Source organism: Streptomyces griseus subsp. griseus, from assembly GCF_000720255.1.
Classification (GTDB): Bacteria; Actinomycetota; Actinomycetes; order Streptomycetales; family Streptomycetaceae; genus Streptomyces; species Streptomyces griseus_I.
Genome location: NZ_JOJE01000012.1, coordinates 130,565 through 156,829, shown reverse-complemented (window position 1 = coordinate 156,829; position 26,265 = coordinate 130,565). Strand labels below are relative to the sequence as shown.

The window sequence follows — 26,265 nt, the reverse complement described above, 5'->3', positions numbered from 1 at the left end:
CTCAGCCGCTGAGGTGGGGTCGGCTGCTCGTTGCTCAGCCGCTGATCTGCTTGCGGCCGCTGTCGCCGCCGCTGATCTGGATGCGGCGCGGCTTGGCCTGCTCGGCGACCGGGACCCGCAGGGTCAGGACGCCGGCCTCGTACGAGGCGTCGATGCGTTCCGTGTCGAGGGTGTCGCCGAGGAAGAGCTGGCGGGTGAAGGTGCCCGTCGGGCGCTCGGCGACGATCGGTTCCGCGCCCTCGGGGGCGGGGGAACGGCGCTCGGCGCGGACGTTCAGGACGTTGCGTTCGACGTCCAGCTCGATCGTCTCGGGGTCGACGCCGGGGAGGTCGAAATGGACGACGAAGTCGTCACCGGACCGGTAGGCGTCCATCGCCATCGCGGCGGGACGGTCGGCCGAGCCGAAGACCTGCTGCGCGAGGCGGTCGAACTCGCGGAAGGGGTCGGTACGCATGAGCATCACAGGTCACTCCTTTCGTCGGGTGCTGGGTGCGATGCCCTACAGGTACTTATATAGCTCGGAGGAGGAAACTTGACAAGCCTGGACTCAGGTCCGGTGAAGGGGCTGGTCGGGGCGTTAGCCTCAAGGCATCACGCGGAGTCGGTCCGAGTCAGTCGGAGGCAGTCATGGCGAGGGTTCCCAGTTCGGTGATCGCGGCGGGTGGGCTCGTCGGCGGGTACGGAGTGGCCCGCTGGACCCGGAAGCGTGAGCTCGGCGGCGTCGTCCTGGCCGTCGCGGGGGCCGCGGCGGCGCAGCAGTGGCGGCAGCGGGCGGGCGGGACGGCCGCGGGCGCGCTGACCGCCGCGTATGTCGCCGCCTTCGCGGGGTCCCACCCGCTGGCCAAGAAGGTCGGCGCGTGGCCGTCGGTGTTCGGCGTGGCGGGCGCGGTCGCGCTGGCGTCCTGGGCGGTGGCGGACCGGCGGGCGTGAGCGGTGCGGTGACGGCCCGATGATCGTCCACCCCGGGCCCACTACCGGGGCGTGAGATGCGCCGGCACGTTCACCACTCTGGTGAGCCGACCTCGACGTCGGGAATGATCCTCAACGGCCCCCGACGGCATTCGACGGATCCTCAGTTTTCGTTATCGTCCCGGCTCCCGCACGTCTCCTCTCCGTCCCCTCCACAGGAACGCGACTCACGACGCCGAGGTAGAAGACGTGACACGACAGATCAGCCGCCGGAGCATGCTGAAGGCCTCGGGCGCGGCAGCCGGAGCGGTCGGCATCGGTACGGCCGTCTCCCCGGGCACCGCGGCCGCGGCCGGCACCGCCTACGCGCACCCCGGCCTGCTGCACACCCGCGACGACCTGGCCCGTATGGCCGCCAAGGTGAAGGCGGGCGCCGCGCCCTACACCACCGGGTTCGCCAAGCTCACCGCCAACCGGCACGCGCAGAGCGGCTGGACGGCCAACCCGCAGGCCACCGTGTACCGGGGCGCGGGCAGCCCGCAGAACTACGCGATCCTCTACAACGACATCCACGCGGCCTACCAGAACGCCCTGCGCCACCACGTCAGCGGCGAGCGCGCGCACGCCGACACCGCCGTCGCGATCCTCAACGCCTGGTCGGCGAAGCTGACGTCGATCGAGGGCAGCGCCGACCGGTTCCTCGCGGCCGGCCTGTACGGCTACCAGTTCGCCAACGCCGCCGAACTCGTCCGCGACCACGACGGCTTCGACCTCGCCCGCGCCCAGAAGGTGCTGCGCGACGTCTTCGCCCCGCTCAGCGAGTCCTTCCTCAAGGACCACAACGGCGCCGTCGTCACCAACTACTGGCCCAACTGGGACCTGGCGGCCCTCGCCTGCGTCCTCGCCGTCGGCATCTTCTGCGACGACAGCGCCAGGGTCGAACAGGCTGTCACCTACTTCAAGCACGGTGCCGGGCTCGGCTCGGTCAAGAACGCCATCCCCGTCGTGCACGACGACGGACTCGGCGAGTGGCTGGAGGCCGGCCGCGACCAGGGGCACGCGCTGCTCGGCGTGGGCCTGATGGGCACAGTCTGCGAGATGGCCTGGAACCAGGGCATCGACCTCTACGGCTACGACGACAGTCGCTTCCTCAAGGGCGCCCAGTACGTCGCCAAGTGGAGCCTCGGCGGGAATGTGTCGTACACCGCCAACACCCGGAAGAAGGGCGCCATCGGCGGCTGGTCGGGGACGGAGACCGCCACCGACGCCGTCGGCGTCGACCCGGCGATGACCCGCCCCATCTGGGCGATGATCGCCAACCACTACACCAAGCGGCGGGGCCTTTCGGCGTCGTACCTGACGCGCGCCGCCGCCAAGGCCGCGCCCGAGGGCGGCGGCGGGGACTACGGCCCCAACAGCGGCGGCTACGACCAACTGGGGTTCGGGACGCTGGCGTACACCCGGGACCGGGCGGCGGACGTGTCGGCCGCGCCGCGGGCGCAGGGCGCGTCCACACCGTCGCCGGCCGCCGCGGCCACCGCGCGGGGTGGGGCGAAGGGCGGCTCGAAGGACGGGGCGAGCGGCGGCTCTATGCACGCTGACCTCGCGGCCACCGGCTCCGCCGACCTCGTCGGCTGGACCGCCGCGACGGGGGTCACCGCCCTCGCCGGAGGACTGCTGTTGCTCCGGCGGCGCGGCCGGGTGCGGGGCGAGTCCGAGTAAGCCGCAAGGGGTGCCCCCTCAGCCCCAGGGGGGCACCCCTTGCTCTGTCAGGTCGCCTCGCGCTGTCAGGTCGACGCCGTCCGCGAGTCCCGCTTCCGCTGCCTCGCGTCCCTCGCCTTCGTCGCCGCGGCAGTCAGCGGCTTGGCGACGTCCTCCAGGGAGCGCCGCTCGGCGTTCACGGCCAGCAGCGCGGCCACCAGCCCGGCCGCGCACATCAGCCCCGCGCCGATCTGGAAGGCGAGCACCGTGTCGCCGACCTGGCCCGTGCCGGTGAGGTCGGCGAACAGCAGCGGGCCGCTGATACCGCCGGCGGCGGTGCCGATGGCGTAGAAGAAGGCGATGGACATCGCCCGGGTCTCCATCGGGAAGACCTCGGAGACGGTGAGGTACGCGCTGGACGCGCCCGCCGAGGCGAAGAACAGCACCGCGCACCAGCAGGCCGTCAGCGTCCCGGCGCCCAGCGAGCCGTGGTCGAACAGCCAGGCGGTGACGAAGAGCAGCAGGCCGGAGAGGAGGTACGTCGACGAGATCATCACCCGGCGGCCGACGGTGTCGAAGAGCTTGCCGAGCAGCAGCGGGCCGCAGAAGTTGCCGATGGCGATGACGGCGAAGTAGTAGCCGGTGTTGCCGCTCGGCACGTCGAAGAACGTGGTGAGGATCGCGCCGAAGCCGAAGGTGATGGCGTTGTAGAGGAACGCCTGACCGATGAAGAGGGCGAAGCCGAGGATGGCCCGCTTGCGGTAGTCGGAGAAGACCGTGCGGCCGATCTCGAGGAACGTGACGCTGCGGCGCTGGTGGATGGTGATCTCGCCCTCGGCGGGCGGCAGCCGTTCGCCCTTCTCCTCCTCCACGCGCTGCTCGATCGAGGAGACGATGCGTTCCGCCTCGCCGTCGCGGCCGTGGATCATCAGCCAGCGCGGGCTCTCCGGGACGTGCCGTCGCACCAGGAGGATCACCAGGGCGAGTACGGCACCCAGGGCGAACGTCAGCCGCCAGCCGACGTCGGCCGCGAAGATGTCGGTGTTCAGCGCGACGATCGACAGCAGGGACCCGCCGACCGCGCCCAGCCAGAAGCTGCCGTTGATCATCAGATCGACGCGGCCGCGGTACTGCGCCGGGATCAGCTCGTCGATGGCGGAGTTGATCGCCGCGTACTCGCCGCCGATGCCGAAGCCGGTGAGGAAGCGGAAGAGCAGGAACCACCAGGTGTCGAAGGAGACCGCGGTCAGGGCGGTGGCGGCGAGATAGACCGCCAGGGTGATCATGAAGAGTTTTTTGCGGCCCCAGATGTCCGTCAGCCGGCCCCAGAAGAGGGCGCCGACGCAGGCACCCGCCACATACAGCGCGGCCGCGATTCCGGTGACCTGCCCGGAGGTGATCGGCAGTCCGCTGTCGGGCTCCGACAGACGGCTGGCGATGTTGCCGACGACCGTGACTTCCAGGCCGTCGAGGATCCATACGGTGCCGAGTCCGATGACGATCGTCCAGTGCCAGCGGGACCAGGGCAGGCGGTCCAGGCGGGCGGGGACGTTCGTGGTCACGGTACGGCCGGTCGCGGCGTGCGCGGTGGTCATGGGCTCCCTCCCCATCGAGCGAACCCCGGTCGGGTGCCCTGGGACGGCTGCCCTACGCCCCCAGCACGCGTGACACCGTGTAGATCAGCAGGCCCGCCAGGGAGCCCACCACCGTGCCGTTGATGCGGATGAACTGCAGGTCGCGGCCGATGTGGGCCTCGATCTTGCGGGTGGTGTGCTCGGCGTCCCAGCCCGCCACCGTGTCGGTGATCAGGGAGGTGATCTCCTTGCGGTAGGTGGTCACGACGTGCACGGCGGCGCCCTCGACCCAGCTGTCGACCTTGTTCTGGACCTTGGGTTCGGTGGCCATACGGGTGCCGAGGGAGAGGAAGGACGCGCGTGCGCGCAGGCGCAGTTCGCTGCGCTCGTCCTCGGCGGCCGACACGATCATGGCCCGTACGGCGGTCCAGGCGGAGGCGATGAGGTCCTGGACCTCGCCGCGGCCCAGCACCTCGCCCTTGAGCCGCTCGACGCGCGCGCGGGTGTCCGTGTCGGACTGGAGGTCGGAGGCGAAGTCGGTGAGGAAGCGGTCGAGGGCGCCGCGGGCGGGGTGGGAGGGCATGTCGCGCATCTCGGTGACGAAGCGCAGCAGCTCCTTGTAGACGCGCTCGCCGACCTTGCGGTCCACGAAGCGGGGGGTCCAGCCGGGCGCGCCGCCCTGCACTGCGTCCATCACGGAGTCGCCGTGCAGCACCAGCCAGTCGTGGGCGCGGGCGACGACCAGGTCGACGACGCGTTTGTGGCCGCCGTCCAGGACGATCCCCTCCAGCATCTTGCCGATGGCGGGCCCGATCTCCTTGGCGTTGGCACGGCGGGTGATCGCCTCGCCGACCACCGCCTGGACGTCCGAGTCGCGCAGGACGGTCAGCGCCCCCCTGAGGGCGGTCGACAGCTCGGCGGTGACCCGGTCGGCGTGCTCCGGCTCGGCCAGCCACGCGCCGAGGCGGCTGCCGATGCCGACGGACCGCAGCCGCTGGCGTACGACGTCCTCGGAGAGGAAGTTCTCGCCGACGAACTCGCCCAGGGAGACGCCCAGCTGGTCCTTCTTGTTCGGGATGATCGCGGTGTGCGGGATGGGCAGGCCCAGGGGGTGGCGGAAGAGGGCGGTGACGGCGAACCAGTCGGCGAGCGCGCCGACCATGCCGGCCTCGGCGGCGGCGGCCACGTACCCCGCCCAGGGGCCGGCGCCCTGGTGCCTGGCCCACTCGGCGAGGACGTACACCAGCGCCACGAACAGCAGCAGCCCGGCGGCGGTGAGCTTCATCCGGCGCACTCCGCGCCGCTTCTCCTCGTCGGCGGCGCTGAAAACGGTCATCGCGCGCGGGGGCCGCCCCGGCCGCCCCACATCCGCCGCGTCCGTTTCGCCCGGATTCATACGCTTCATCCGCTCCATCCGTCACCTTTTTCCAGACACATTGTCCCTTCCTGCCTTACTCCTGGAACAGATCGGGAGTTCCCAGCGTCTGTGTACCGGGGGCCCAATGGGGGGCCTGCTCAATCCTCCTTCACCGCATGTCGCATCATGAGGTGATCATTTTTCGGAGCTCTCGGCTCCCCTCCTCTAGGAGACGCACACCCGCATGACCAAGCGTCACGGTTATGCCCTGCTGTCCGCGATCATCGCCGTGATCGTGGCTCTGTCCGCCGCCATATACGTCGGGGTCGCAGCGGACGACGGCAACAGCGAGGACACCCTCGCCGCACCCCGCACTCCCCACAACTCCGCCGCCCCCGCCTCCACCGGCGTCTGGGTCGGCACCTGGGCCGCGGCCCCCGTGGGCGCCGAACCCGGCACCGAGGTGAACGGCCTCGCGGGCCACTCGGTCCGCAACGTCGTCCACACCGGCGTCGGCGGGACGAGTGCCCGCATCACGCTGTCCAACCTCTACGGCACCCAGCCGCTGACCATCGCGCACGCCTCCATCGCCGTCGCCGCCGCCGACAACACCGCCGCGGCGGCCGCGGAGACCATGCGGAACCTCAGCTTCAACGGCGACCCCGCCGTCGTCATCCCGGCCGGCGGCCAGGTGATCAGCGACGCCGTCGCCGTGCTCATCCCGCGCGACACCGACGTGCTGGTCTCCACCTACTCCCCCACCCCGTCGGGGCCGGTCACCTACCACCCGCACGCCCGGCAGCTCTCCTACCTCGCCCAGGGCGACCGGACGGAGGACATCACCGGGTCCGTGTACACGGCCGACCGGCTCGACTACTGGCGGTACCTGACCGCGCTGGACGTGCTGAGCAACGAGGCCGACGGCACGGTCATCACCTTCGGCGACTCCATCACCGACGGCGTCACCTCCACCCTGGGAGCCAACCGCCGCTGGCCCGACGTCCTCGCCGAGCGGGTGCGCTCGGCGGTCGAGGAGGGCACGGGCGTACCGCGCTACAGCGTCGTCAACGAGGGCATCAGCGGCAACCAGATCCTCGTGGACGGCCGGGGACGGCCCGCCGACAACCCCAGCGGCCTCAAGCGGTTCAGCCGCGACGCGCTCGGCCGGACCAACGTCAAGGTCGTCGTCATCGACCTCGGCATCAACGACATCCTGCGCAACCCCCGCCTCGCCGACCCCGACCGGATCCTGACCGGACTGCGCCTGATGGTCAGGCAGGCCCACGCCCGCGGCATCAAGGTCGTCGGCGCGACCCTCATGCCCTTCCAGGGCCACCGCGGCTACACCCCGGCCCGCGAGGCCGTCCGCCAGGAGATCAACGCCGCAATCCGCGCCGGCGACGTCTTCGACGCGGTCGCCGACTTCGACAAGGCCCTGCGCGACCCCTACGACCCCCGCCGCTTCCGCCCGGACTACGACTCCGGCGACCACCTCCACCCCAGCGACGCCGGCTACGCCCGGATGGCGGAGGCCTTCAGCCTGTCGGCCCTGAAGGGCTCGGCCCCGGCGGAGCTGTAGCGCACGGCCTCTGTGCCGACGGGTGGGCCGCGCACCTCGGCGCTGCCGGGTCGCCGCCCGCGCCCACCCGTGCCGCCGTGCGACGGCGGGAGGGCCCGGGCGGCGCCCTGTCAGCGCGTGGCCGCGCGGCCGGTTTTCCGGCCCGGCACCACTCCGCCCCAGCCCGCAGCGGCCGATCAGTGTTCCCGGTGGCGGTGCCTGTCCCGGCGTTCCTCATGACGTTCGTCGCGGCGCCTCTCGCGGCGTTCCTCGCGGCGTTCCCGCATCGCGTCGCGGTGCCCGTCCAGCATCTTGCGGTGGGCCTCCTGGATGTCCTCGCGGAAGGTCTCGTGGAGTTCCCTCATGGCCGCCTTGCGGTCCAGCTTCGCCTGCCTCCGCTCGGCCTTCGTCAGCTTGCGCTCGACGCCCACCCCGCCCCAGAAGGCGAACCCGGTGATGACCACGCGGGGCGCCCCCGGCTCACCGGGCACCCCCTCCTCGTGGTGGTCGAAGCCGCCCATCACGCCGATGCCGCGCACCACGACCTCGACCCCGGGCGGCACGACGACGTTCACCCCGCCCATGATCGCGACGCAGTTGATCTCGACCTCGCCGTCCGCGAAGTTCGCCTCGCGCAGGTCGATCTCGCCGCCGCCCCAGAAGGCGAAGCAGTTGAACCGCCTGGGCACGGTCCAGCGCCCCTTGCGCTGGAACCCCGACATGACGGCCACCGCCCACGTCGACGACCCGTCACCGCCCACGATCCGCCGGCCCCAACCGGGCCCACCCTCCGGCTCCTTCGTCAGGGACACCGACGGCGGCGCGACCCCCGGGGCCGGCAGATCACGGGTGATCGGCGCCAGCTCGCCGTACGTCCGCGCCTTGTAGGTCGTCTCCAGCCGCTCCTCGAACTCCTCCATGTCGAGACGCCCCTCGGCGAGAGCGTCCCGCAGGACCTCGGCGACTCGCTCACGATCGGCGTCGGAGGCCCGCAGTTCCGGGGCGTTGTCGGTCATATCAGCAGACTACGAGTTCCCGGAGCGGGGCACTATGCCGTTCACAGCACTATGCCGTCGTACGCTCCGGCGGGGGTTTCGGGGTGTCCCCCAAAGAGTGCAGCATCTTGGCGATCACCGCCTCGATGTCCGGCTCCCGCACCGACAGATCCACCAGCGGATATTCCTGCGCGATCCGGGCCACCAGCGGTGCCGCCGACTGTGACGCGGGGAACGCCAGCCACTGCCGCGGCCCCTCCACCCGCACCACGCGCGCGGGCGCCGGCGCCTCGATGGGCGGCAGTTCCCGCTCCAGGTCCACCACCAGGGTCCGCTCGCTCTCCCCGGCCTCGTGCAGGCCCGCGAGCGGACCGTCGTACATCATCCGGCCGTGGTCGATGACCATCACGCGGGAGCACAGCTGCTCGATGTCCTGGAGGTCGTGGGTGGTCAGCAGCACCGTCGTGCCGCGCTCGGTGTTCAACTCCCGCAGGAAGTCACGCACCTTGGCCTTGGAGACCACGTCCAGGCCGATCGTCGGCTCGTCGAGGTACAGCACCTCGGGGTCGTGCAGCAGGGCCGCCACGATGTCGCCGCGCATCCGCTGGCCGAGCGAGAGCTGCCGTACGGGCACGTCCAACAGTTCGCCCAGGCCGAGGAGTTCGACGAGCCGGTCCAGGTTCTCGCGGTAACGGGCGTCGGGGATGCGGTACATGCGGTGCATCAGCCGGTAGGAGTCGATCAGCGGCAGGTCCCACCACAGGGTCGTACGCTGCCCGAACACCACCCCGATGCGGTGCGCGAGGCGGGTGCGCTCGCGGGACGGGTCGATGCCCGCCACTCGCAGCCGGCCGCCGCTCGGCGTGAGGATCCCCGTCAGCATCTTGATCGTCGTCGACTTCCCGGCACCGTTCGGCCCGATGTAGCCGACCATCTCCCCGCGCGCCACGGTGAAGGAGAGCGAGTCGACCGCCCGGACCCGCCGCACCTCCCGCTTCAGGAAGCCGGTCTTCTTGCGCACGTCGAAGACCTTCTCGACGCGGTCCATCTCGATGAAGGCGCTCTCGGTCACGCTCAACTCCCTGTACTCCGATACGACCGCAGCCCCGCCCGCCAGGCCAGCCCCGCCAGCGCACAGCACACCGCCGCCACCAGCGGAGGCGTGAACGCCGCCCACTCCGGCAGGCCGAGCGGGTACGGCCGCCCCAGCACGTACGCCGCGGGCACCCAGTTGACGAAGGCCAGCGGCAGTACGAAGGTCACCCCGCGCACCAGTTCCTTGCCGAAGACGGTCGGCGGGTACTGCAGCAGCGTCGTCCCGCCGTACGTGAACGCGTTCTGCACCTCCGCCGCGTCCTGCGCCACGAACTGGAAGGCCGCGCCCGCCACGAACACCGCGCAGAAGATCAACCCGCCGCTGGCCAGCATCACCGGCATGAGCAGCAGCTTCAGCGGGGTCCAGGCGATGTCGCAGGCGGCGAGCCCGTAGCCCAGCACCACGGTTCCCTGGGTGATCCGGCCGATGCGGCGCAGCGCGAAGCGGTCCGCGGCGACCTGCGCGAGCACCGGCGCGGGGCGCACGAGCAGCGTGTCGAGGGTGCCGTCGCGGACCCGGGTGCCCAGCCGGTCCATCGAGCCGATCGCCAGGTCCGCGAAGCCGAACGCCAGCGCGGACAGCCCGTAGAGGAAGGCGATCTCGGGCAGCGCGTAGCCGCCGAGCGTGTCGATCCGCGAGAACATCAACAAGATCGCTACAAAATCGAGCCCGTTCACGACCAGACCGCCGACCGCGGTCAGGGCGAAGGAGAGGGGGTAGGCCATGGTGGAGCGGATCCACATCACGGCGATCAGCCGGTAGGCGCGCAGCCCTTCGCGGAGCCGGCTGTCCTCAGTCGCCCAGGTGTCCTCAGCCACCCTGCACCACCACCCGCCGCGTCGCCGCCGACTGCAGCAGACGCCCCGCCGTCAGCAGCGCCACCGCCCACGTCACCTGAAAGACGTACGTGCCCAGTGGAGCGGCCTCACCCATGAGGACGTCGGCGGGCATCTGGAGCATCGCCGACCACGGCAACGCCCGTACGACCTCCCCGAACGCCCCCGGGAACACGTTCAGCGGCAGCATCATCCCCGAGCAGAACATGCCGGTGATCACCAGCGTCTGCGTCACGCCCGTGCCGTCCAGCAGCCAGAACGCGCTCAGGGCGACCAGGTACCGGACGGCGAAGCTGACGATCCATCCGAGCGCCACCGCGACCAGGAACGCCACCCAGGTCAGCCAGTGGTCCGGCAGCGCCATCGGGAAGAACAGCATCCCGAAGGCGAAGGGGACCACACCCCGTCCCGCCAGCTGGAACAGTGCCCGCCCCAAGTCGGTCGCCAGCCACCACAGTTGGAGGTCCGCCGGCCGGTACAGGTCGACGGCGACCTCGCCGGTGCGGATGCGCGCCATGAGATCATTCTCGAAGCCGCCCCCCTGGACGGCCAGCGTCGAGTACAACGCCTGCCCCAGCCACACGTAGGTGACGGCCTGCGCCTGGTCGTAACCGCCCAGATGCGGCCGCTCGTCCCACAGGGCGAGATATGTGTAGACGAGGATCAGGCCGAAGACCGTGTTGGTGAACACCCCGGCGGCAGTCGCCGCCCGATACGTCGCGTACCGTCGGAAACCACCCGCCGCGACGGCCGCGTACAACCGCGCCGAACCCACGGCAACCGCCCTCCTCGTCCGCCCGAAGCCTGCTCGACACCGAAGCGCAGGAGCCTAGCCCCGGGCGACCTGGTGTGCCACGCCTTTTCCGGGCGCCACGCGTGTGACCAACACGTGCCCTTTGACCGGGAACGGAACGCACCGGTGCGACAGTCTTCAACCGGGGGCGCAGAAGGCGTACGAGGGCGTACGAGGGCGTACGGGAACGTACGACGCGAAACAGACGCGAAACAGGAGTCCGTGCACGAATGAGTGACGAGCCGCAGCCGCAGCAGGCGACCCAGGCCCTGCCACCGAGTGAGCCCGAGGGGGACGGCAAGAAGGCGAAGCGACCCAAGCGCACCGGCTGGCGCCGGATCATCCCGACCTGGCGCATGGTGCTCGCCACCTTCGTCCTCGGCGTGCTGCTCCTCGTCGGCCTGTTCTTCCTCGGCTACTCGATGGTGAAGATCCCACCGGCCAACGCGCTCGCCATGCAGCAGGCCAACGTCTACCTGTACGCGGACGGCAGCGAGATCGCCCGCGACGGCAAGACCAACCGCGAGAACGTCACCCTCGCGCAGATCTCCAAGGACGCACAGCACGCCGTCCTCGCCGCCGAGGACCGCGACTTCTACACCGAGTCCGCCGTCGACCCCAAGGCGATGCTGCGCGCCGGCTGGAACACCGCCCTGGGCAAGGGCAAGCAGTCCGGCTCCACGATCACCCAGCAGTACGTCAAGAACTACTACCTCGCGCAGGAGCAGACCGTCTCCCGCAAGGTGAAGGAGTTCTTCATCTCGATCAAGCTGGACCGCACCCAGAGCAAGAACCAGATCCTCCAGGGCTACCTCAACACCAGCTACTTCGGCCGCAACGCCTACGGCCTCCAGGCCGCCGCCCAGGCGTACTACGGCGTCGACGCCATCGACCTCACCCCGGCCCAGGGCGCCTACCTCGCGGCCCTGCTCAACGCGCCCAGCGAGTACGACGTCGTCGCCCACCCGCAGAACAAGGCCGCCGCCGAGGCCCGCTGGAAGTACGTCCTGGACGGCATGGTCAAGAAGGGCTGGCTCACCGAGTCCAAGCGCGAGGGCATGAAGTTCCCCGTGCCGAAGGAGCAGACCGTCTCCACCGGCCTGTCCGGGCAGCGCGGCTACCTCGTCGAGGCGATCAAGGAAGACCTGCAGAAGAACAAGATCCTCACCTCGGACGAGCTGACCGCGGGCGGCTACCGCATCACCACGACCATCCAGAAGAAGAAACAGGACGCGTTCGTCGACGCCGTCAACGACCAGCTGATGTCCAAGCTGGACAAGAAGAACCGCAAGGTCGACAACTACGTCCGGGCCGGCGGCGCCTCGGTCGACCCCAAGACCGGCAAGATCATCGCCATGTACGGCGGCGTCGACTACGTCAAGCAGTACACGAACAACGCCACCCGCGGGGACTTCCAGGTCGGTTCCACCTTCAAGCCCTTCGTGTTCACCTCCGCCGTCCAGAACGGCTCCGTCACCCAGGACGGCCGCGTCATCACCCCGAACACGATCTACGACGGCACCAACAAGCGCCCCGTCCAGGGCTGGACCGGCGGCACCTACGACCCCGAGAACGAGGACCAGAGGTCCTACGGCGACATCACGGTGCGCACCGCCACCGACAAGTCCGTCAACTCGGTGTACGCGCAGATGGCGGTCGACGTCGGCGCGGAGAAGGTCCGGGAGACCGCGATCGACCTCGGCATCCCCGCGGGCACCAAGGACCTCAACCCCTACCCCTCCATCGCGCTGGGCACCGCCACCGCCAGCGTCCTCGACATGGCGGAGGCGTACGCGACGCTCGCCAACCACGGCAAGCACGGCACGTACACGCTGATCGACAAGATCACCAAGGAGGGCAAGGACGTGGTGGAGCTGCCCAAGCGCAGCACCCGCCAGGCCGTCCCCCGCGAGGCCGCCGACACCACGACCTCGATCCTGCAGAGCGTCGTCCAGAACGGCACCGCGACCGCCGCGCTCGCCGCCGGCCGCCCCGCCGCCGGCAAGACCGGCACCGCCGAGGAGGACACCGCGGCCTGGTTCGCCGGCTACACGCCCGACCTGGCCACGGTCGTCGCCGTCATGGGCCAGGACCCGGTCACGGCCGCCCACAAGCCGCTGTACAACGCGCTGGGCCTGCCCCGCATCAACGGTGGCGGCGCGCCCGCCGACATCTGGGCCCAGTTCACCAGGAACGCCCTCAAGGGCAAGCCGGTCAAGGACTTCGACCTGGAGCTGGAGGACGGCGCCGAACAGATCCAGGAGCCCCCGGCCCAGTCCAGCCCCGATCCGAGCGCGAGCGAGGAGGAGGACGACGAGGAGAAGACCCCCAGCGGCCAGGCGACCGACAAGGGCCGCACCGCGGGTCAGAGCCAGGGCCAGACCAACGGCGGATCCACCGCCGGTGCCGGCACCCCCTCGGCGCCCACGAACGGCGGCACGCAGGACGGCGGAACCACCGCCGGTACGCCCACCTCGGGCGGCACGGAGGACGGCGGCACCACCGACGGCACCACCGACGGCGGGACCACCGACCAGGGGACCACGACCGGCACGACCGCGGGCACCGGCACCAACACGGGGACCACGAGCGGAACGGACCCGTTCCAGCCGGCCCGCAGGGAGTGAGAGCGCCGACAGGCATGAGGAAGGGCTGGTGGCAGTGGGCCACCAGCCCTTCCTCGTACGCGTTGCCCTACGGGTCTCTGAAGATCCCTACAGGTACAGCCCGGTGGAGTCCTCCGACCCCTCGAACCGGTCGGCGGCCACGGCGTGCAGGTCACGCTCACGCATGAGCACGTACGCCACGCCCCGCACCTCCACCTCGGCGCGGTCCTCCGGGTCGTACAGCACCCGGTCGCCCGGCTCCACGGTCCGTACGTTCTGCCCCACCGCCACGACCTCGGCCCAGGCCAGCCGACGGCCCACGGCCGCCGTGGCGGGGATCAGGATGCCGCCGCCGGAACGCCGCTCGCCCTCGCTGGTTTCCTGCCGCACGAGTACACGGTCGTGCAGCATGCGGATGGGCAGCTTGTCCTGGTGGGTGCTGTGCTCGTTTCTGTTGGCGCTCACGCCTTAGAACCTACCTGTGTGAAACGGATCCGTACGCCGCCGGGTCAGCCCTTGCGCCGCCGCGTGCTCAGGGCGAGCAGCCCCACCACGCCGACGACGGCGAGCGCGACCGGCACGACCCGCTCCAGACGGGGCGCGCCGTCCTCGTCCACGAACTGGGCCCGCACCTGGCTCACGGCCCGGTTGACCTGGACGTAGGCCCGCCCGACCGTGTGGTCGATGTTGGCCGCCACCTTGGCCTTCGCGTCCCCGACGATGGTCTTCGGGTGCACCCGCACCCCGATCTCGTCGAGCGTCTCGGCCAGCACCTCGCGGCGACGCTTGATGTCCGCCTCGATCTGCGCCGGGGTTCTGGTGTCCGACGTGTCCGCCACCGTACGGCCTCCGAAGTCTGCTGATGCTGTTCTGGACAGTCTGTCAGCTTCATGCCCGCTATCACCGTCAGGACCCCCCGTTAGGCTCGGACCGACACCGCACCGCCGCGCACACGAGGAGACGACACCGATGTCCGAGCGACTGCAGCCCGGGGACGAGGCCCCCGCGTTCACCCTGTCCGACGCCGACGGCAACGAGGTGTCCCTGTCCGACCACCTGGGCCGCAAGGTCATCGTCTACTTCTACCCGGCGGCCCTCACGCCCGGCTGCACCAAGCAGGCGTGCGACTTCACCGACAACCTCGACCTCCTCGCTGGCGCGGGCTACGACGTCATCGGCATCTCCCCGGACAAGCCCGAGAAGCTCGCCAAGTTCCGCGAGAAGGAGTCCCTCGAGGTCACCCTGCTCGCCGACCCCGACAAGAAGGTCCTGGAGGCGTACGGGGCGTTCGGCGAGAAGAAGCTCTACGGCAAGACGGTCGTCGGCGTCATCCGCTCCACGGTGGTCGTCGACGAGCAGGGCAAGGTCGAGCGCGCCCTCTACAACGTGAAGGCGACGGGGCACGTGGCGAAGATCATCAAGGACCTGGGGGTCTGAGGGCACGTGCTCGCGGAAGCGGCTCACACCGGGCGCCCGGTGTGAGCCGCTTCACGCTTTTCGGGCGCGACGGTCCGAGCTTGGGCCCGTTTCTCCGTGCGAGTACACGAACGGACAGTCGAGGCAGGGGGACCCATGGGTGCACAGAGGGCGTCGCAACGTTCGGGCGCTACGGCAAAGAGCGGCTGGCGTCGGCAGTCGCCGAAGCGGGTAACTGGACGGATCTGATGCGGCGGCTCGGTCTGAGTCCAAGTGGCGGTCAACGGCGGGTACTGCAGGAGCACGTTGCGCGTCACGGAATCGATACGAGCCACTTCGTCAAGCGCAGCCCATGGCGAAAGTACCCGGACGCCGCGATCGCGGAAGCTGCCGCTTCCTCGTCCTCGCTGCGTGAAGTGGCCCTGAAGCTGGGTGCCACGCCCGCTACGGGAACCCTCTCCCACATCCGGCGGCGCATCGATGCCGCAGGCATCGACATCAGCCATTTCCCTGGCGTTGACCGTCCCGAATTGGACCTGCCTTTCACACCGGAACAACTTCGGGCGGCCGCCCGCGCAGCCACAAGCGTGCGTGGCGTCGCCCGTGCGCTGGACATTCCCGATGAGGGCCGGTCCCGGGCGCCACTGAGTCGCATACTGGCGACCGAACACATCGACACCAGCCATTTCTCGCATCGGCGCGTAGTGGTTGCCGAAGCCACGTTGCGGAGCCTGGTACGGACCTCCACCAGCTACGCCGACGTCATGCGCGGTCTCGGTATGGAGGTCAACGACACCAATCACCGTCGTGTACGGCGGACCGCTTCTCGCCTCGACCTCGACACCAGCCATTTCAAGCGCCGGTCCTGGGGGCGGCCCGAGCGCCCGGCGCCTCCACCGACCGCGCATCGAGTGCTCGTCGTCCTGCCCGAGCAAGCCGGACGGACGAACAGGACCCGGCTTCATCAGGCCCTGACCGAGATTGGGGTGCCCTACGCATGTGCGGAGTGCGGCAACACCGGCGAGTGGCGGGAGCGGCCCATCACCTTGCAGATCGACCATGTCAACGGGAACTGGCGGGACAATCGCCGGGAGAACCTGCGATACCTGTGTCCCAACTGCCACGCTGTGACGGAGTCGTGGTGTCGCCAGAAGGGCAGAGTCTCACTCGCCGAGTGACCGACAGCCCCGTACACTGAGGGCCGCCGGTCGAGCGTGATGACCGTTATTGAGCGGCCGTGATGGAATTTGGCAGTCATGCTGGGTTTAGGTCCCAGTGGGTTCACACCCGTGTGGGTTCGAGTCCCACCGGCCGCACGCAGACAGAGGGGCCGCCCGGCTGAGCGGCCCCTCTCCCGTGTCTCAGCCCAACAGCTCCCGAACCACCGGCACCAACGCCCGGAACGCCTGCCCCCGATGACTGATCGCGTTCTTCTCCTCCGGCGTCAACTGCGCGCACGTACGCGTCTCGCCGTCCGGCTGGAGGATCGGGTCGTAGCCGAAGCCGTTGGTGCCGACGGGGGTGTGGCGGAGGGTGCCTCGCAGGCGGCCCTCGACGACCCGTTCGCGGCCGTCAGGCAGTGCCAGCGCTGCCGCGCAGGCGAAGTGGGCCGCCCGGTGCTCCTCGTCGATGTCGGAGAGCTGGGCCAGCAACAGCTCCAGGTTGGCGCGGTCGTCGCCGTGCTTGCCGGACCAGCGGGCCGAGAAGATGCCCGGGGCGCCGTTGAGGACGTCGACGCAGAGGCCGGAGTCGTCGGCCACGGCGGGCAGGCCGGTGGCCTGGGCGAGGGCGTGGGCTTTGAGGAGGGCGTTCGCCGCGAAGGTGACTCCCGTTTCCTTGACGTCCGGGATGTCGGGGAAGGCGTCGGCGCCGACGAGGTCGTGCGTGAGCCCTGCGTCGGCGAGGATCGACCGGAGCTCGGTGATCTTTCCGGCGTTGCGGGTGGCGAGGATCAGGCGGGTCATGGGACCAGTATCCCGACCCTCGGTTCCAGCCCTCCTACGGCGTGCACACCTTCGTCAGTTCGCCCGCCGCGTCCGTGATCGGGGTCAGGTCGGGGGTCTTGTCACCGTTGTCGACCGCGGTGCGGACGTTCTTCACCGCCGTGCCCAGGTCCTCGACCGCCTTGTTGACGTCGGCGTTGTCGGTCTTGTCGCCGATCTTGTCGAGGTTGTTGTCGATGGAGGTGAGGGACTCGTCCAACTGCGTCGGGTCGTTGGCGGCGTTGTTGACGGCCTGCTGGAGGTCCGTGACGCTGTCGGCGATGGCGTCAGCGGTCTGGACGCAATCGAGCGCCTTGTTCACGGCGTCGCAGCCGGTGGTGAGCCCGGCGGTCAGTGCGACGGCCGCCAGGGTGGCGGCAACGGCGGCGGTGCGGCGTCCGCGTCGGCGGCTCGCGGCCATGGAACGGTCCCTCCCTCGTTCGGGCCCCGTCGGGGCACCGGGTCATGGCCGGGCGCACGGCGGTGAGCCGTGCGCCCGTACTCCTGGAGACGCGATGGCGGTCGGTGTGGTTGCCGCCGCCGATCGATTCCTTTGGCGCGCCTTTTACCTTTCGAGGGCCGCGTCGAGGGCCTTGTGCTGGAGCGCCGCGAGGTCGGTGCAGCCGGCAACGGCCAGGTCGAGCAGGGAGTCGAGCTCGGCGCGGTCGAACGGCTGGGCCTCGGCCGTGCCCTGGACCTCGACGAAGCGGCCGTCGCCGGTGCAGACGACGTTCATGTCGGTCTCGGCGCGGACGTCCTCCTCGTAGCAGAGGTCGAGGAGGGGGACTCCGCCGACGATGCCGACGGAGACGGCGGAGACCGTGCCGGTGAGGGGCTGGCGGCCGGCCTTGATGAGCTTCTTGCCCTGGGCCCAGGCGACGGCGTCGGCGAGGGCGACGTACGCGCCGGTGATGGCGGCGGTACGGGTGCCGCCGTCGGCCTGGAGGACGTCGCAGTCCAGGACGATGGTGTTCTCGCCGAGTGCCTTGTAGTCGATCACCGCGCGCAGGGAGCGGCCGATGAGGCGGCTGATCTCGTGGGTGCGGCCGCCGATCTTGCCCCGGACGGATTCGCGGTCGCCGCGGGTGTTGGTGGCGCGGGGCAGCATGGAGTACTCGGCGGTGACCCAGCCCTCGCCGCTGCCCTTGCGCCAGCGGGGGACGCCTTCGGTGACGGAGGCGGTGCAGAAGACCTTGGTGTCGCCGAAGGAGACGAGGACGGAGCCCTCGGCGTGCTTGCTCCAGCCGCGTTCGATGGTGACCGGGCGGAGTTGTTCGGGGGTGCGGCCGTCGATTCGAGACATGGCCTTGAGCCTAGCCGCACAAGGGCTGAGGCCTCTCCCACGGTGGGGAAAGGCCTCAGTCCGGGACACCTCAAGGTGGTCCGGGTGTCACATCATGTCTTCGATCTCCGCGGCGATGGGGTCGGCGTCGGTGCCGATGACGACCTGGATCGCGGTGCCCATCTTGACGACGCCGTGGGCGCCGGCGGCCTTCAGGGCGGCGTCGTCGACCTTGCCGGCGTCGATGACCTCGGTGCGCAGGCGGGTGATGCAACCCTCGACTTCTTCGATGTTGTCGATGCCGCCGAGCCCGGCAACGATCTTCTCAGCCTTGGTGGCCATGTTCCTTCTCCTGTCGAGGACGTCATGAGGATACGAAAGGGGTCAGTCGGCGCCACGGAGGGTAGCGCTCCGGTTGCGGGATCCGAACGGGTTCCTTATCCCGCCTTCATCATGCTACAAACAGGTCTACACCACTGAGTGGTGTAGACCACCACCGATGGAGGACGTATGAGCACCGCCACCGCAACGGCGGCCCCCGCGAAGAAGCGGGGTTCCGGTCTGTTCCAGGGCCTGCAGAAGGTCGGCCGCAGCCTTCAGCTCCCCATTGCCGTACTGCCGGCGGCGGGCATCCTGCTTCGGCTGGGCCAGCAGGACGTGCACGACAAGCTCAACCTGCCCGACAAGGTCACGGCGGTGTTCGCCACTGCAGGTGGCGCGATCTTCGACAACCTGCCGATGTTGTTCTGCATCGGTGTCGCGATCGGCTTCGCCAAGAAGGCGGACGGCTCCACCGCGCTGGCCGCCCTGGTCGGCTTCCTGGTCTACAGCAACGTCCTGAAGGCGTTCCCGGTCACCGAGGCGAAGATCCAGAAGGGCGCGGACATCGCCGCGACCTACAACAACCCCGGTGTGCTCGGCGGCATCGTGATGGGTCTGCTGTCCGCCGTGCTGTGGCAGCGCTACCACCGCAAGAAGCTGGTCGACTGGCTCGGCTTCTTCAACGGCCGCCGTCTGGTACCGATCATCATGGCCTTCGTCGGCACCGCCATGGGCGTCTTCTTCGGCCTGGTCTGGAAGCCGATCGGCGAGGGCATCTCGGACGTCGGCGAGCAGATCACCGGTCTCGGCGCCGCGGGTGCCGGTCTGTTCGGTCTGATCAACCGCGCCTTGATCCCGATCGGCATGCACCAGTTCGTGAACTCCGTCGCCTGGTTCCAGATCGGCGACTTCAAGGACTCCGCCGGCACGGTCGTGCACGGTGACCTCACCCGCTTCTTCGCCGGTGACCCGACCGCCGGACAGTTCATGTCGGGCTTCTTCCCCATCATGATGTTCGGCCTCCCGGCCGCCGCGATCGCCATCGCGCACTCCGCCCGCCCCGAGCGCCGCAAGGCCGTGCTGGGCATGATGATCTCGCTCGCGCTCACCTCCTTCGTGACCGGTGTGACCGAGCCGATCGAGTTCTCGTTCATGTTCATCGCCCCGGTCCTGTACGCGATCCACGCGGTGCTCACCGCCCTGTCCATGGCGATCACCTGGGCGCTCGGCGTGCACGCCGGGTTCACCTTCTCCGCGGGCTTCATCGACTACGCGCTGAACTGGAACCTGGCCACCGAGCCATGGCTGATCATCCCCATAGGCCTGGTCTTCGGCGCCATCTACTACTTCGTCTTCCGCTTCGCCATCGCCAAGTGGAACCTCCCCACCCCCGGCCGTGAACCCGAGGAGGAGGTCGAGGACCTCACCAAGGCCTAGCCGCACGACACACCCAGGCCACGACACACCGAAGGCCCCCGGAGCCCTGAACCGCTCCGGGGGCCTTCTGTGTGGCGGGACTAGATCTCGTACGTCGTGCGGGGTACCGCGAGTTCCACCGGGCCGTCGTAGACGTCGCGGGCGTCGACGAGGTTGGCCTGCGGGTCGGTCCACGGGGGGATGTGGGTGAGGACCAGGCGTCTCGCCTTGGCGCGGCGGGCCGTCTCGCCGGCCTCGCGGCCGTTGAGGTGCAGGTCGGGGATGTCTTCCTTGCCGTACGTGAACGCGGCCTCGCACAGGAACAGGTCGGCGTCCCGGGCGAGTTCGTCGAGGTGCGCGCTGACGCCGGTGTCGCCGGAGTAGGTCAGCACCTTCCCGCCGTGCTCGATGCGGATGCCGTACGCCTCCACCGGGTGGGCCACGCGTTCCGTGTGCACCGTGAACGGGCCGATGTCGAAGGTGGAGGGCTTCACCGTGTGGAAGTCGAAGACCTCGCTCATCGAGGAGGCCGACGGGGTGTCGGCGTAGGCGGTGGTCAGCCGGTGTTCGGTGCCCTCGGGCCCGTAGACCGGCAGGGGGGCGCAGCGTCCGCCTTCGTGCCGGTAGTAGCGCGCCACGAAGTACGCGCACATGTCGACGCAGTGGTCGGCGTGCAGATGGCTGAGGAAGATCGCGTCGAGGTCGTAGAGACCGCAGTGGCGCTGCAGCTCGCCCAGGGCGCCGTTGCCCATGTCGAGAAGCAGCCGGAAGCCGTCGGCCTCGACGAGGTAGCTCGAGCAGGCCGATTCCGCGGACGGAAACGACCCCGAGCAGCCGACGACGGTGAGCTTCATGGAACAGAAACCTCCGCTGGCGGGGGAACGGGAGAAGGGGCGTCGGGGGTCGTGCGGTCCGTCGAGCGTAAGGCGCAAAACCCCCGGTCGCTCCTCCGCCAAGGGCTGTTGTGGGCGAACTCACCTGTGCTGTCACCGGTTCGGCTGGCCCTGAGCGCCACTGCTTGTACCGTCATCCAGTATGGACACGTCCTGGTGGCTGGCGATCGCGGCGGTGGTGCTGCTCGCCCTGGTCTCGACCCTCGTCGACGGGTGGGGGCGCGGGCGGCGTCCCGGGGGTCGCAGGACACGGCCGCCGGGGCGGCCCGGGCGGCGGCCCGCCGGGCGGCCGCAGCCTGCGGAGATCTGGTGGGCGAAGGTGCCGTTCGAGGACGGGCGGGGTGAGAAGGACCGGCCGTGTCTGGTGCTGGCGGTGCGGGGGCGGCACGTGACCGTCGCGAAGATCACCAGCAAGAACCACAGCGGGCGGGCCGGGGTGATCGCGCTGCCGCCGGGCTCCGTGGGCGACGCTCGGGGCCGGGCGAGCTTCCTGGAGACGGACGAGGTGCGCCGCGTCCGGGTGGACGACTTCCGTCGCCGGGTGGGTGTGGTGGACCCGGTCCTGTGGGACCAGGTCCGTCACCTGACGGGGTGAGCCGGGTTCACGCCCAGAGCTGCCCCTGGAGGGTCTCGATCGCTTCCTCGGTGGTGGCGGCGGTGTAGACGCCGGTGGAGAGGTACTTCCAGCCGCCGTCGGCGACGACGAACACGATGTCGGCGTTCTCGCCCGCCTTCACGGCCTTGTTGCCGACGCCGATGGCGGCGTGCAGGGCGGCGCCGGTGGACACGCCCGCGAAGATGCCCTCCTGCTGGAGCAGCTCACGGGTGCGGGTGACGGCGTCCGCCGAGCCGACGGAGAAGCGGGTGGTGAGGACGGAGGCGTCGTACAGCTCGGGGACGAAGCCCTCGTCGAGGTTGCGCAGGCCGTAGACCAGGTCGTCGTAGCGCGGCTCGGCGGCGACGATCTTCACGTCCGGCTTGTGCTCGCGCAGGTAGCGGCCGACGCCCATGAGGGTGCCGGTGGTGCCGAGGCCCGCGACGAAGTGGGTGACCGAGGGGAGGTCGGCGAGGATCTCCGGGCCGGTGGTGGCGTAGTGGGCGCCCGCGTTGTCCGGGTTGCCGTACTGGTAGAGCATCACCCAGTCGGGGTGCTCGGCGGAGAGCTCCTTGGCGACGCGGACGGCGGTGTTGGAGCCGCCCGCGGCCGGGGAGGAGATGATCTCGGCGCCCCACATGGCGAGCAGGTCCCGGCGCTCCTGTGAGGTGTTCTCGGGCATCACGCAGACGATGCGGTAGCCCTTGAGCTTGGCCGCCATGGCCAGGGAGATGCCCGTGTTGCCGCTGGTCGGCTCCAGGATGGTGCAGCCGGGGGTCAGGCGGCCGTCCTTCTCCGCCTGCTCGATCATGTGCAGGGCCGGGCGGTCCTTGACCGAGCCGGTGGGGTTGCGGTCCTCCAGCTTGGCCCAGATCCGGACGTCGGCGGACGGCGACAGCCGCGGCAGGCACACCAGGGGGGTGTTGCCCACCGCAGCCAGCGGGGAGTCGTAGCGCATAGGGATCAGGCCATACCGCCGGCGACGGCCGGCAGGATCGTCACGCTGTCGCCGTCGGACAGCTTGGTGGTGATGCCGTCGAGGAAGCGGACGTCCTCGTCGTTCAGGTAGACGTTGACGAAGCGGCGCAGCTGCTCGCCGTCCACGATGCGGGCCTGGATGCCCGCGTGCCGGGTCTCGAGGTCGGCGAACAGGTCGGCGAGGGTGTCACCGCTGCCCTCCACCGCCTTCTGACCGTCGGTGTACTGGCGGAGGATGGTGGGGATGCGGACCTCGATGGCCATGGCTCAGGGCTCCTGTCGGATGGTGTCGGGTCGGTGGGCGCGCGGCAGCGCGGGTGAAGCGGTACAGCAGGAGTGTGACGCGCCACGGCTCACGGGCCGTACGGCGGCAGGGCCGGCGTCAACAGATGGCGCTGGCGAGCCTGCACAGGTCGACGTGCAGCCGCGCGACGAGCAGCGGGCCCGGCGTCTTGTCGCTCACGTCGTGGAAAACCATGGGCTCATCGTATCGATTCCCGGTCCGGCTCCTGGAATGTGATCCCACATCGCGGACGAATTCCGGCCGGGTAGTGAGACCACCCTGTTCAGACGGGCGGGTACGGCCGCTCAGGCGGAGTCGCGCCGCACCAGTTGTGTGGGTATGACCACGGAGGACACGTCCGTAGCGGCGATCCCGGCGGTGCGGTCGAAGAGCAGGCGGGCCATCAGCCGGCCCATCTCCTCGGCGTCCTGGCGGATCGTGGTCAGGGGCGGGTCGGTGGCCTCGGCGATGTCGGTGAGGTCGTCGAAGCCGACGACGGCCACGTCCTCGGGGACCCGGCGGCCGTGCTCCCGCAGGGTCTGCAGGGCGCCGGAGGCCATGAGGTCGGAGGCGACGAAGACGGCGTCGAGGTCGGGGCACCCGGCGAGCAGCTTGGCCATGGCGTCGGCACCGCCCTGCCGGGTGTAGTCGGCGCGCTCGACGAGGTCCGAGGAGGTGTCGGGGAGGACGTCCCGGTAGCCGGCGAGGCGTTCGGCGGCGGAGTTCTCCTGGTCGTAGGGGCCGGTGACGGTGGCGACGCGGGTGCGGCCGAGCGAGACGAGGTGCTGGACGGCCTGGCGGGCCCCGCCGCGGTTGTCCCCGTCGACGTAGGGGTGGCGGGGCGCGGTGTCGCCGTCGCCGGGGAGGGGGCGGCCGCCGAAGACGGCGGGCAGGCCGGCCCGGTCGGTCATCTCGGGCAGCCGGTCGCCGGGGCGCAGGGAGAACAGCAGGGCGCCGTCGACGTGGCCGCCGCCGAGGTAGTCGGCGACCCGGGCGTGGTCGTCGGGCTCGTCGAGGAAGAGCAGGACCGGCTGGGAGCCGTGCCGGGCGAGTTCCCGGCGGATGCCCCGTAAGAGGCAGTCGAAGAACGGGTCGAGGAAGAGCCGGTCCTGTGGCTGGGTGGCCACGACCGCGACGGCGTTCGTGCGGCGGGTGACGAGCTGACGGGCGGCCTGGTTGGGGACGTAGCCGAGCTCGGCGATCACCTCGCGGACGCGTTCGACGACCTCGGCGCGCACCTTGGGCTCGGCGTTGATCACCCGTGACACCGTGGATCTCGACACCCCCGACCGGCGTGCGACGTCCTCGATCGTGGGGCGCTGTCCGTGCGGGCGTCGCGTCAACACCATCTCCGATACGGCGAGTTGTCCGAGCGTACGACGTGTGCGTACGACGGTCAGTATGCCTCGACGACCTTGACGTCCTCCTCGGTCACCACGCCCTCGACGATGCGGAACGAGCGGAACTGGAAGTCGCCGGCCCCGTCGGTGTCGGCGGTGGAGACCAGGACGTAGTGGGCGCCGGGCTCGTTGGCGTAGGAGATGTCGGTGCGGGAGGGGTAGGCCTCGGTCGCGGTGTGGGAGTGGTAGATGACCACCGGCTCCTCGTCGCGGTCGTCCATCTCGCGGTAGAGGTTGAGCAGGTCCTGCGAGTCGAACTCGTAGAAGGTGGGCGAGCGGGCCGCGTTCAGCATGGGGATGAAGCGCTCGGGGCGGCCGGAGCCCGCGGGGCCCGCGACGACGCCGCAGGCCTCGTCGGGGTGGTCCTCGCGCGCGTGGGCGACGATCTGGTCGTGGAGGGCCTGGGTGATGGTCAGCATGGTCGTCAGGATAAGCATGTGGGCCACCGCGTACCGAGGGATGGTACGCGGCGGCTCATATGCCGGACGTCCTGAGCGGCTGCCGTGGGGAGTGCCACGAGTACTCCCTACGGCCGGACGTCCTGTCGGGTACCGGTCAGCCGATCTTTTCGAGCTCCGGGTCGCGGCGCTGGGTGACCTGCGGGTTGCTCGCCTTGAGGGCGAACCAGCCGATGGCGAGGGCGGCGGCCCAGCCGGCCATGACGTACAGGCAGACGCGCGATTCGCTGTCGTAGGCGATGAGGCCGGTGACGAAGAGCAGGAAGACGATGGCGATCCAGCTGCACACCGTGCCGCCCGGCGCCGGGAAGGAGGAGGCGGGCAGGCGGCCCGCGTCGACCGCGCGGCGGTAGAGGACGTGGCTGACCAGGATCATCAGCCAGGTCCAGATGCCGGCCGCGGTGGCGACGGAGGTGACGTAGCCGAAGGCCTTCTCCGGGACGATGTAGTTCAGGACCACGCCGATGCCCATGAAGAGGACCGAGACCGTGATGCCGAAGGCCGGGGTCTTGGACCCGGACAGCTTCTTGAAGACCGCGGGGGCCTCGCCGCTGTCGGCGAGGTTGCGCAGCATGCGGCCCGTGGAGTACATGCCGGAGTTGCAGGAGGACAGGGCCGCGGTCAGCACCACGAAGTTGACGATGCCCGCGCCCGCCGGGATGCCGATCTTGGCGAAGGCGGCGACGAAGGGGCTGACGCCCGGCGCGAACTCGGTCCACTTCACCACGCAGAGGATCACGGTGAGGGCGCCGACGTAGAAGAGCGCGATGCGCCAGGGCAGGGTGTTGATCGCCTTGGGCAGGGTCTTCTCGGGGTCCTCGGACTCGCCGGCCGTGACGCCGACCAGTTCGACGGCGAGGTAGGCGAACATGACGCCCTGGAGGGTCATCAGGGACGAGCCGACACCCTTGGGGAAGAAGCCGTCGAAGGCCCAGAGGTTGGAGACCGCTGCGGTGTCGCCGGCGGAGCTGAAGCCGAAGGTGAGCACGCCGAGGCCGATGACGATCATGCCGATGAGGGCGGTGACCTTGACCATCGAGAACCAGAACTCCAGCTCGCCGAAGAGCTTCACGGAGATCAGGTTCACCCCGAAGAGGATCACCAGGAAGACCAGGGCCGTCACCCACCGGGGGATGGCCGGGAACCAGTAGTTGACGTAGATCGCGGCGGCGGTGAGTTCCGCCATGCCGGTGACGACCCACATCAGCCAGTACGTCCAGCCGGTGAAGTAGCCGAAGAACGGGCCGAGGAATTCGCGCGAGTACTCCGCGAAGGAGCCCGAGACGGGGCGGTAGAGCAGGAGTTCGCCGAGCGCCCGCATGATGAAGAAGATGATCACGCCGGCGAGGGCGTACATGAAGATGAGGCTGGGACCGGCCTTGGCGATGTTCGCCCCGGCGCCCAGGAAGAGGCCGACGCCGATGGCGCCGCCGATCGCGATCATCTGGACCTGGCGGCTGCCGAGCCCGCGCTCGTACCCCTCTTCGGGGGTCGTGTCCTTGTCGACCTGCGCTGAGGTCATGTGTGGTGCGCCTTTCTCCATGCCGATCCGGGCCTCTCGTCGGCCTCGGATCGGGTCTCGATCCCCCCGGATGATGGAGTTGAGCGGGCTTCGCGAGCCCGCTCGTGCCTGGCCGACGATCCGTCGGCTCGGTGGCGCACCCGGCCGAACATTCGGGTGGTGTTCGCCCGGGCGGTCGTGAAGATTTATCACGGCCGCAACATTGATCACGCGCTCGGTTTGTGACGCATGACTCAAGAAGAACCGGACAAATCGCTTACCGGAACCCCAAGGGGGCCGTCACGGTGACGCGAT

28 protein-coding genes and 1 tRNA gene are annotated in these 26,265 nt (G+C 69.9%); 9 read left to right on the top strand and 20 right to left on the bottom strand.

Features of this window, described 5'->3' with window-relative positions; genetic code table 11:
- Positions 1-34 precede the first annotated feature (34 nt).
- The gene (locus tag IG99_RS18700) at positions 35-460 is read right to left on the bottom strand and encodes an Hsp20/alpha crystallin family protein (protein ID WP_199815551.1); all 426 of its coding nucleotides are present in this window, start codon (positions 458-460) and stop codon (positions 35-37) included.
- A 167-nt stretch (positions 461-627) separates the two neighbouring features.
- Here IG99_RS18700 and IG99_RS18695 point away from each other — a divergent pair, with 167 nt between their 5' ends.
- Positions 628-930, top strand: a complete 303-nt coding sequence (locus IG99_RS18695; RefSeq protein WP_037675443.1) for a hypothetical protein — start codon at positions 628-630, stop codon at positions 928-930.
- Positions 931-1,185: 255 nt separating this feature from the next.
- Positions 1,186-2,631: an alginate lyase family protein gene (locus IG99_RS18690; RefSeq protein WP_037675442.1), complete on the top strand. Its 1,446-nt coding sequence runs from the start codon at positions 1,186-1,188 to the stop codon at positions 2,629-2,631.
- A gap of 65 nt (positions 2,632-2,696) precedes the next feature.
- Here the strand turns inward: IG99_RS18690 and IG99_RS18685 are convergent, their stop codons facing one another.
- Both IG99_RS18685 and IG99_RS18680 read right to left on the bottom strand, forming a co-directional pair.
- The gene (locus tag IG99_RS18685) at positions 2,697-4,205 is read right to left on the bottom strand and encodes an MFS transporter (RefSeq protein ID WP_037675440.1); all 1,509 of its coding nucleotides are present in this window, start codon (positions 4,203-4,205) and stop codon (positions 2,697-2,699) included.
- Between the two features lie 52 nt (positions 4,206-4,257).
- Complete coding sequence (locus tag IG99_RS18680) at positions 4,258-5,580, bottom strand: DUF445 domain-containing protein (protein ID WP_051865542.1); 1,323 nt, start codon at positions 5,578-5,580, stop codon at positions 4,258-4,260.
- A gap of 205 nt (positions 5,581-5,785) precedes the next feature.
- Between IG99_RS18680 and IG99_RS18675 the strand changes: the two genes are divergently transcribed.
- On the top strand, positions 5,786-7,120 hold the full coding sequence (locus IG99_RS18675) for an SGNH/GDSL hydrolase family protein (protein ID WP_037675437.1): 1,335 nt from the start codon (positions 5,786-5,788) through the stop codon (positions 7,118-7,120).
- Positions 7,121-7,296: 176 nt separating this feature from the next.
- Here the strand turns inward: IG99_RS18675 and IG99_RS18670 are convergent, their stop codons facing one another.
- From IG99_RS18670 to IG99_RS18655, 4 genes are all read right to left on the bottom strand, one after another.
- Positions 7,297-8,115: a DUF1707 SHOCT-like domain-containing protein gene (locus IG99_RS18670; protein WP_037675435.1), complete on the bottom strand. Its 819-nt coding sequence runs from the start codon at positions 8,113-8,115 to the stop codon at positions 7,297-7,299.
- Positions 8,116-8,164: 49 nt separating this feature from the next.
- The gene (locus IG99_RS18665) at positions 8,165-9,166 is read right to left on the bottom strand and encodes an ABC transporter ATP-binding protein (protein ID WP_037675434.1); all 1,002 of its coding nucleotides are present in this window, start codon (positions 9,164-9,166) and stop codon (positions 8,165-8,167) included.
- A gap of 2 nt (positions 9,167-9,168) precedes the next feature.
- Positions 9,169-9,933 carry an ABC transporter permease gene (locus IG99_RS18660; RefSeq protein ID WP_107055962.1) on the bottom strand — a complete coding sequence of 255 codons (765 nt, stop codon included), beginning with the start codon at positions 9,931-9,933 and terminating at the stop codon, positions 9,169-9,171.
- A 67-nt stretch (positions 9,934-10,000) separates the two neighbouring features.
- Positions 10,001-10,801, bottom strand: a complete 801-nt coding sequence (locus IG99_RS18655) for an ABC transporter permease (RefSeq protein ID WP_037675432.1) — start codon at positions 10,799-10,801, stop codon at positions 10,001-10,003.
- A gap of 248 nt (positions 10,802-11,049) precedes the next feature.
- On the opposite strand from IG99_RS18655, the gene IG99_RS18650 reads away from it, so the two are divergent.
- Entirely contained in the window at positions 11,050-13,446 is a 2,397-nt protein-coding gene (locus tag IG99_RS18650; protein WP_037675430.1) for a transglycosylase domain-containing protein, read from the top strand.
- An 87-nt stretch (positions 13,447-13,533) separates the two neighbouring features.
- On the opposite strand, the gene IG99_RS18645 is transcribed toward IG99_RS18650, so the two are convergent.
- Both IG99_RS18645 and IG99_RS18640 read right to left on the bottom strand, forming a co-directional pair.
- Entirely contained in the window at positions 13,534-13,890 is a 357-nt protein-coding gene (locus IG99_RS18645; RefSeq protein WP_037675427.1) for a GroES family chaperonin, read from the bottom strand.
- A 44-nt stretch (positions 13,891-13,934) separates the two neighbouring features.
- Positions 13,935-14,264: a DUF3618 domain-containing protein gene (locus tag IG99_RS18640; protein WP_037675426.1), complete on the bottom strand. Its 330-nt coding sequence runs from the start codon at positions 14,262-14,264 to the stop codon at positions 13,935-13,937.
- 130 nt (positions 14,265-14,394) lie between these two features.
- Between IG99_RS18640 and bcp the strand changes: the two genes are divergently transcribed.
- The 3 genes from bcp (at position 14,395) to IG99_RS18625 (ending at position 16,157) form a co-directional block, all read left to right on the top strand.
- Positions 14,395-14,862, top strand: a complete 468-nt coding sequence (gene bcp, locus IG99_RS18635; protein WP_037675425.1) for a thioredoxin-dependent thiol peroxidase — start codon at positions 14,395-14,397, stop codon at positions 14,860-14,862.
- A 227-nt stretch (positions 14,863-15,089) separates the two neighbouring features.
- Entirely contained in the window at positions 15,090-16,019 is a 930-nt protein-coding gene (locus tag IG99_RS18630) for an HNH endonuclease (protein ID WP_158973199.1), read from the top strand.
- A gap of 53 nt (positions 16,020-16,072) precedes the next feature.
- A tRNA-Leu gene (locus IG99_RS18625) sits at positions 16,073-16,157 on the top strand.
- 45 nt (positions 16,158-16,202) lie between these two features.
- Here IG99_RS18625 and rdgB read toward each other — a convergent pair.
- The 4 genes from rdgB to IG99_RS18605 all read right to left on the bottom strand — a co-directional run bounded on the left by rdgB (position 16,203) and on the right by IG99_RS18605 (position 18,447).
- Complete coding sequence (gene rdgB / locus IG99_RS18620) at positions 16,203-16,805, bottom strand: RdgB/HAM1 family non-canonical purine NTP pyrophosphatase (protein WP_037675423.1); 603 nt, start codon at positions 16,803-16,805, stop codon at positions 16,203-16,205.
- Positions 16,806-16,839: 34 nt separating this feature from the next.
- Positions 16,840-17,244, bottom strand: coding sequence for a hypothetical protein (locus IG99_RS18615; protein ID WP_037675421.1), 405 nt, complete (start codon positions 17,242-17,244; stop codon positions 16,840-16,842).
- A 144-nt stretch (positions 17,245-17,388) separates the two neighbouring features.
- Complete coding sequence (gene rph, locus IG99_RS18610) at positions 17,389-18,126, bottom strand: ribonuclease PH (protein ID WP_037675419.1); 738 nt, start codon at positions 18,124-18,126, stop codon at positions 17,389-17,391.
- Positions 18,127-18,213: 87 nt separating this feature from the next.
- Entirely contained in the window at positions 18,214-18,447 is a 234-nt protein-coding gene (locus IG99_RS18605; RefSeq protein WP_037675416.1) for a glucose PTS transporter subunit EIIB, read from the bottom strand.
- Positions 18,448-18,615: 168 nt separating this feature from the next.
- Between IG99_RS18605 and IG99_RS18600 the strand changes: the two genes are divergently transcribed.
- Positions 18,616-19,863, top strand: a complete 1,248-nt coding sequence (locus IG99_RS18600) for a PTS transporter subunit EIIC (protein ID WP_037675413.1) — start codon at positions 18,616-18,618, stop codon at positions 19,861-19,863.
- A gap of 80 nt (positions 19,864-19,943) precedes the next feature.
- On the opposite strand, the gene IG99_RS18595 is transcribed toward IG99_RS18600, so the two are convergent.
- A complete protein-coding gene (locus tag IG99_RS18595) occupies positions 19,944-20,696 on the bottom strand; it encodes an MBL fold metallo-hydrolase (RefSeq protein WP_037675410.1) in 753 nt (250 codons plus the stop codon).
- A gap of 181 nt (positions 20,697-20,877) precedes the next feature.
- Here IG99_RS18595 and IG99_RS18590 point away from each other — a divergent pair, with 181 nt between their 5' ends.
- The gene (locus tag IG99_RS18590; protein WP_037675408.1) at positions 20,878-21,330 is read left to right on the top strand and encodes a type II toxin-antitoxin system PemK/MazF family toxin; all 453 of its coding nucleotides are present in this window, start codon (positions 20,878-20,880) and stop codon (positions 21,328-21,330) included.
- A gap of 7 nt (positions 21,331-21,337) precedes the next feature.
- Here the strand turns inward: IG99_RS18590 and IG99_RS18585 are convergent, their stop codons facing one another.
- The 6 genes from IG99_RS18585 to IG99_RS18565 form a co-directional block, all read right to left on the bottom strand.
- The gene (locus tag IG99_RS18585) at positions 21,338-22,288 is read right to left on the bottom strand and encodes a PLP-dependent cysteine synthase family protein (protein WP_037675407.1); all 951 of its coding nucleotides are present in this window, start codon (positions 22,286-22,288) and stop codon (positions 21,338-21,340) included.
- A gap of 5 nt (positions 22,289-22,293) precedes the next feature.
- Positions 22,294-22,572 (bottom strand): MoaD/ThiS family protein, encoded by a 279-nt coding sequence (locus IG99_RS18580; RefSeq protein ID WP_037675405.1) that lies wholly within the window; start codon positions 22,570-22,572, stop codon positions 22,294-22,296.
- A gap of 118 nt (positions 22,573-22,690) precedes the next feature.
- On the bottom strand, positions 22,691-22,786 hold the full coding sequence (locus IG99_RS51670) for a putative leader peptide (RefSeq protein ID WP_324606136.1): 96 nt from the start codon (positions 22,784-22,786) through the stop codon (positions 22,691-22,693).
- 110 nt (positions 22,787-22,896) lie between these two features.
- Complete coding sequence (locus IG99_RS18575; protein WP_051865530.1) at positions 22,897-23,940, bottom strand: LacI family DNA-binding transcriptional regulator; 1,044 nt, start codon at positions 23,938-23,940, stop codon at positions 22,897-22,899.
- Between the two features lie 47 nt (positions 23,941-23,987).
- On the bottom strand, positions 23,988-24,410 hold the full coding sequence (locus IG99_RS18570) for a M67 family metallopeptidase (protein WP_037675465.1): 423 nt from the start codon (positions 24,408-24,410) through the stop codon (positions 23,988-23,990).
- Positions 24,411-24,546: 136 nt separating this feature from the next.
- Entirely contained in the window at positions 24,547-25,971 is a 1,425-nt protein-coding gene (locus IG99_RS18565; protein ID WP_037675401.1) for an amino acid permease, read from the bottom strand.
- Positions 25,972-26,265: the final 294 nt, after the last annotated feature.

Excerpts from the sequence above, each read along its gene's own strand:
- IG99_RS18580 (WP_037675405.1), bottom strand. The coding sequence starts at position 22,572 with ATGGCCATCGAGGTCCGCATCCCCACCATCCTCCGCCAGTACACCGAC.
- IG99_RS18670 (WP_037675435.1), bottom strand. The coding sequence starts at position 8,115 with ATGACCGACAACGCCCCGGAACTGCGGGCCTCCGACGCCGATCGTGAG.
- IG99_RS18600 (WP_037675413.1), top strand. The coding sequence starts at position 18,616 with ATGAGCACCGCCACCGCAACGGCGGCCCCCGCGAAGAAGCGGGGTTCC.
- IG99_RS18570 (WP_037675465.1), bottom strand. The coding sequence starts at position 24,410 with ATGCTGACCATCACCCAGGCCCTCCACGACCAGATCGTCGCCCACGCG.
- IG99_RS18680 (WP_051865542.1), bottom strand. The coding sequence starts at position 5,580 with ATGAATCCGGGCGAAACGGACGCGGCGGATGTGGGGCGGCCGGGGCGG.
- IG99_RS18605 (WP_037675416.1), bottom strand. The coding sequence starts at position 18,447 with ATGGCCACCAAGGCTGAGAAGATCGTTGCCGGGCTCGGCGGCATCGAC.
- IG99_RS18650 (WP_037675430.1), top strand. The coding sequence starts at position 11,050 with ATGAGTGACGAGCCGCAGCCGCAGCAGGCGACCCAGGCCCTGCCACCG.
- IG99_RS18615 (WP_037675421.1), bottom strand. The coding sequence starts at position 17,244 with ATGGCCGCGAGCCGCCGACGCGGACGCCGCACCGCCGCCGTTGCCGCC.
- IG99_RS18660 (WP_107055962.1), bottom strand. The coding sequence starts at position 9,933 with ATGTGGATCCGCTCCACCATGGCCTACCCCCTCTCCTTCGCCCTGACC.
- IG99_RS18585 (WP_037675407.1), bottom strand. The coding sequence starts at position 22,288 with ATGCGCTACGACTCCCCGCTGGCTGCGGTGGGCAACACCCCCCTGGTG.
- IG99_RS18590 (WP_037675408.1), top strand. The coding sequence starts at position 20,878 with ATGGACACGTCCTGGTGGCTGGCGATCGCGGCGGTGGTGCTGCTCGCC.
- rdgB (WP_037675423.1), bottom strand. The coding sequence starts at position 16,805 with ATGACCCGCCTGATCCTCGCCACCCGCAACGCCGGAAAGATCACCGAG.
- IG99_RS18595 (WP_037675410.1), bottom strand. The coding sequence starts at position 20,696 with ATGAAGCTCACCGTCGTCGGCTGCTCGGGGTCGTTTCCGTCCGCGGAA.
- IG99_RS18575 (WP_051865530.1), bottom strand. The coding sequence starts at position 23,940 with ATGGTGTTGACGCGACGCCCGCACGGACAGCGCCCCACGATCGAGGAC.
- IG99_RS18565 (WP_037675401.1), bottom strand. The coding sequence starts at position 25,971 with ATGACCTCAGCGCAGGTCGACAAGGACACGACCCCCGAAGAGGGGTAC.
- IG99_RS18675 (WP_037675437.1), top strand. The coding sequence starts at position 5,786 with ATGACCAAGCGTCACGGTTATGCCCTGCTGTCCGCGATCATCGCCGTG.
- rph (WP_037675419.1), bottom strand. The coding sequence starts at position 18,126 with ATGTCTCGAATCGACGGCCGCACCCCCGAACAACTCCGCCCGGTCACC.
- IG99_RS18690 (WP_037675442.1), top strand. The coding sequence starts at position 1,186 with ATGCTGAAGGCCTCGGGCGCGGCAGCCGGAGCGGTCGGCATCGGTACG.
- IG99_RS18630 (WP_158973199.1), top strand. The coding sequence starts at position 15,090 with ATGCGGCGGCTCGGTCTGAGTCCAAGTGGCGGTCAACGGCGGGTACTG.
- IG99_RS18685 (WP_037675440.1), bottom strand. The coding sequence starts at position 4,205 with ATGACCACCGCGCACGCCGCGACCGGCCGTACCGTGACCACGAACGTC.
- IG99_RS51670 (WP_324606136.1), bottom strand. The coding sequence starts at position 22,786 with ATGGTTTTCCACGACGTGAGCGACAAGACGCCGGGCCCGCTGCTCGTC.
- IG99_RS18700 (WP_199815551.1), bottom strand. The coding sequence starts at position 460 with ATGCTCATGCGTACCGACCCCTTCCGCGAGTTCGACCGCCTCGCGCAG.
- IG99_RS18695 (WP_037675443.1), top strand. The coding sequence starts at position 628 with ATGGCGAGGGTTCCCAGTTCGGTGATCGCGGCGGGTGGGCTCGTCGGC.
- bcp (WP_037675425.1), top strand. The coding sequence starts at position 14,395 with ATGTCCGAGCGACTGCAGCCCGGGGACGAGGCCCCCGCGTTCACCCTG.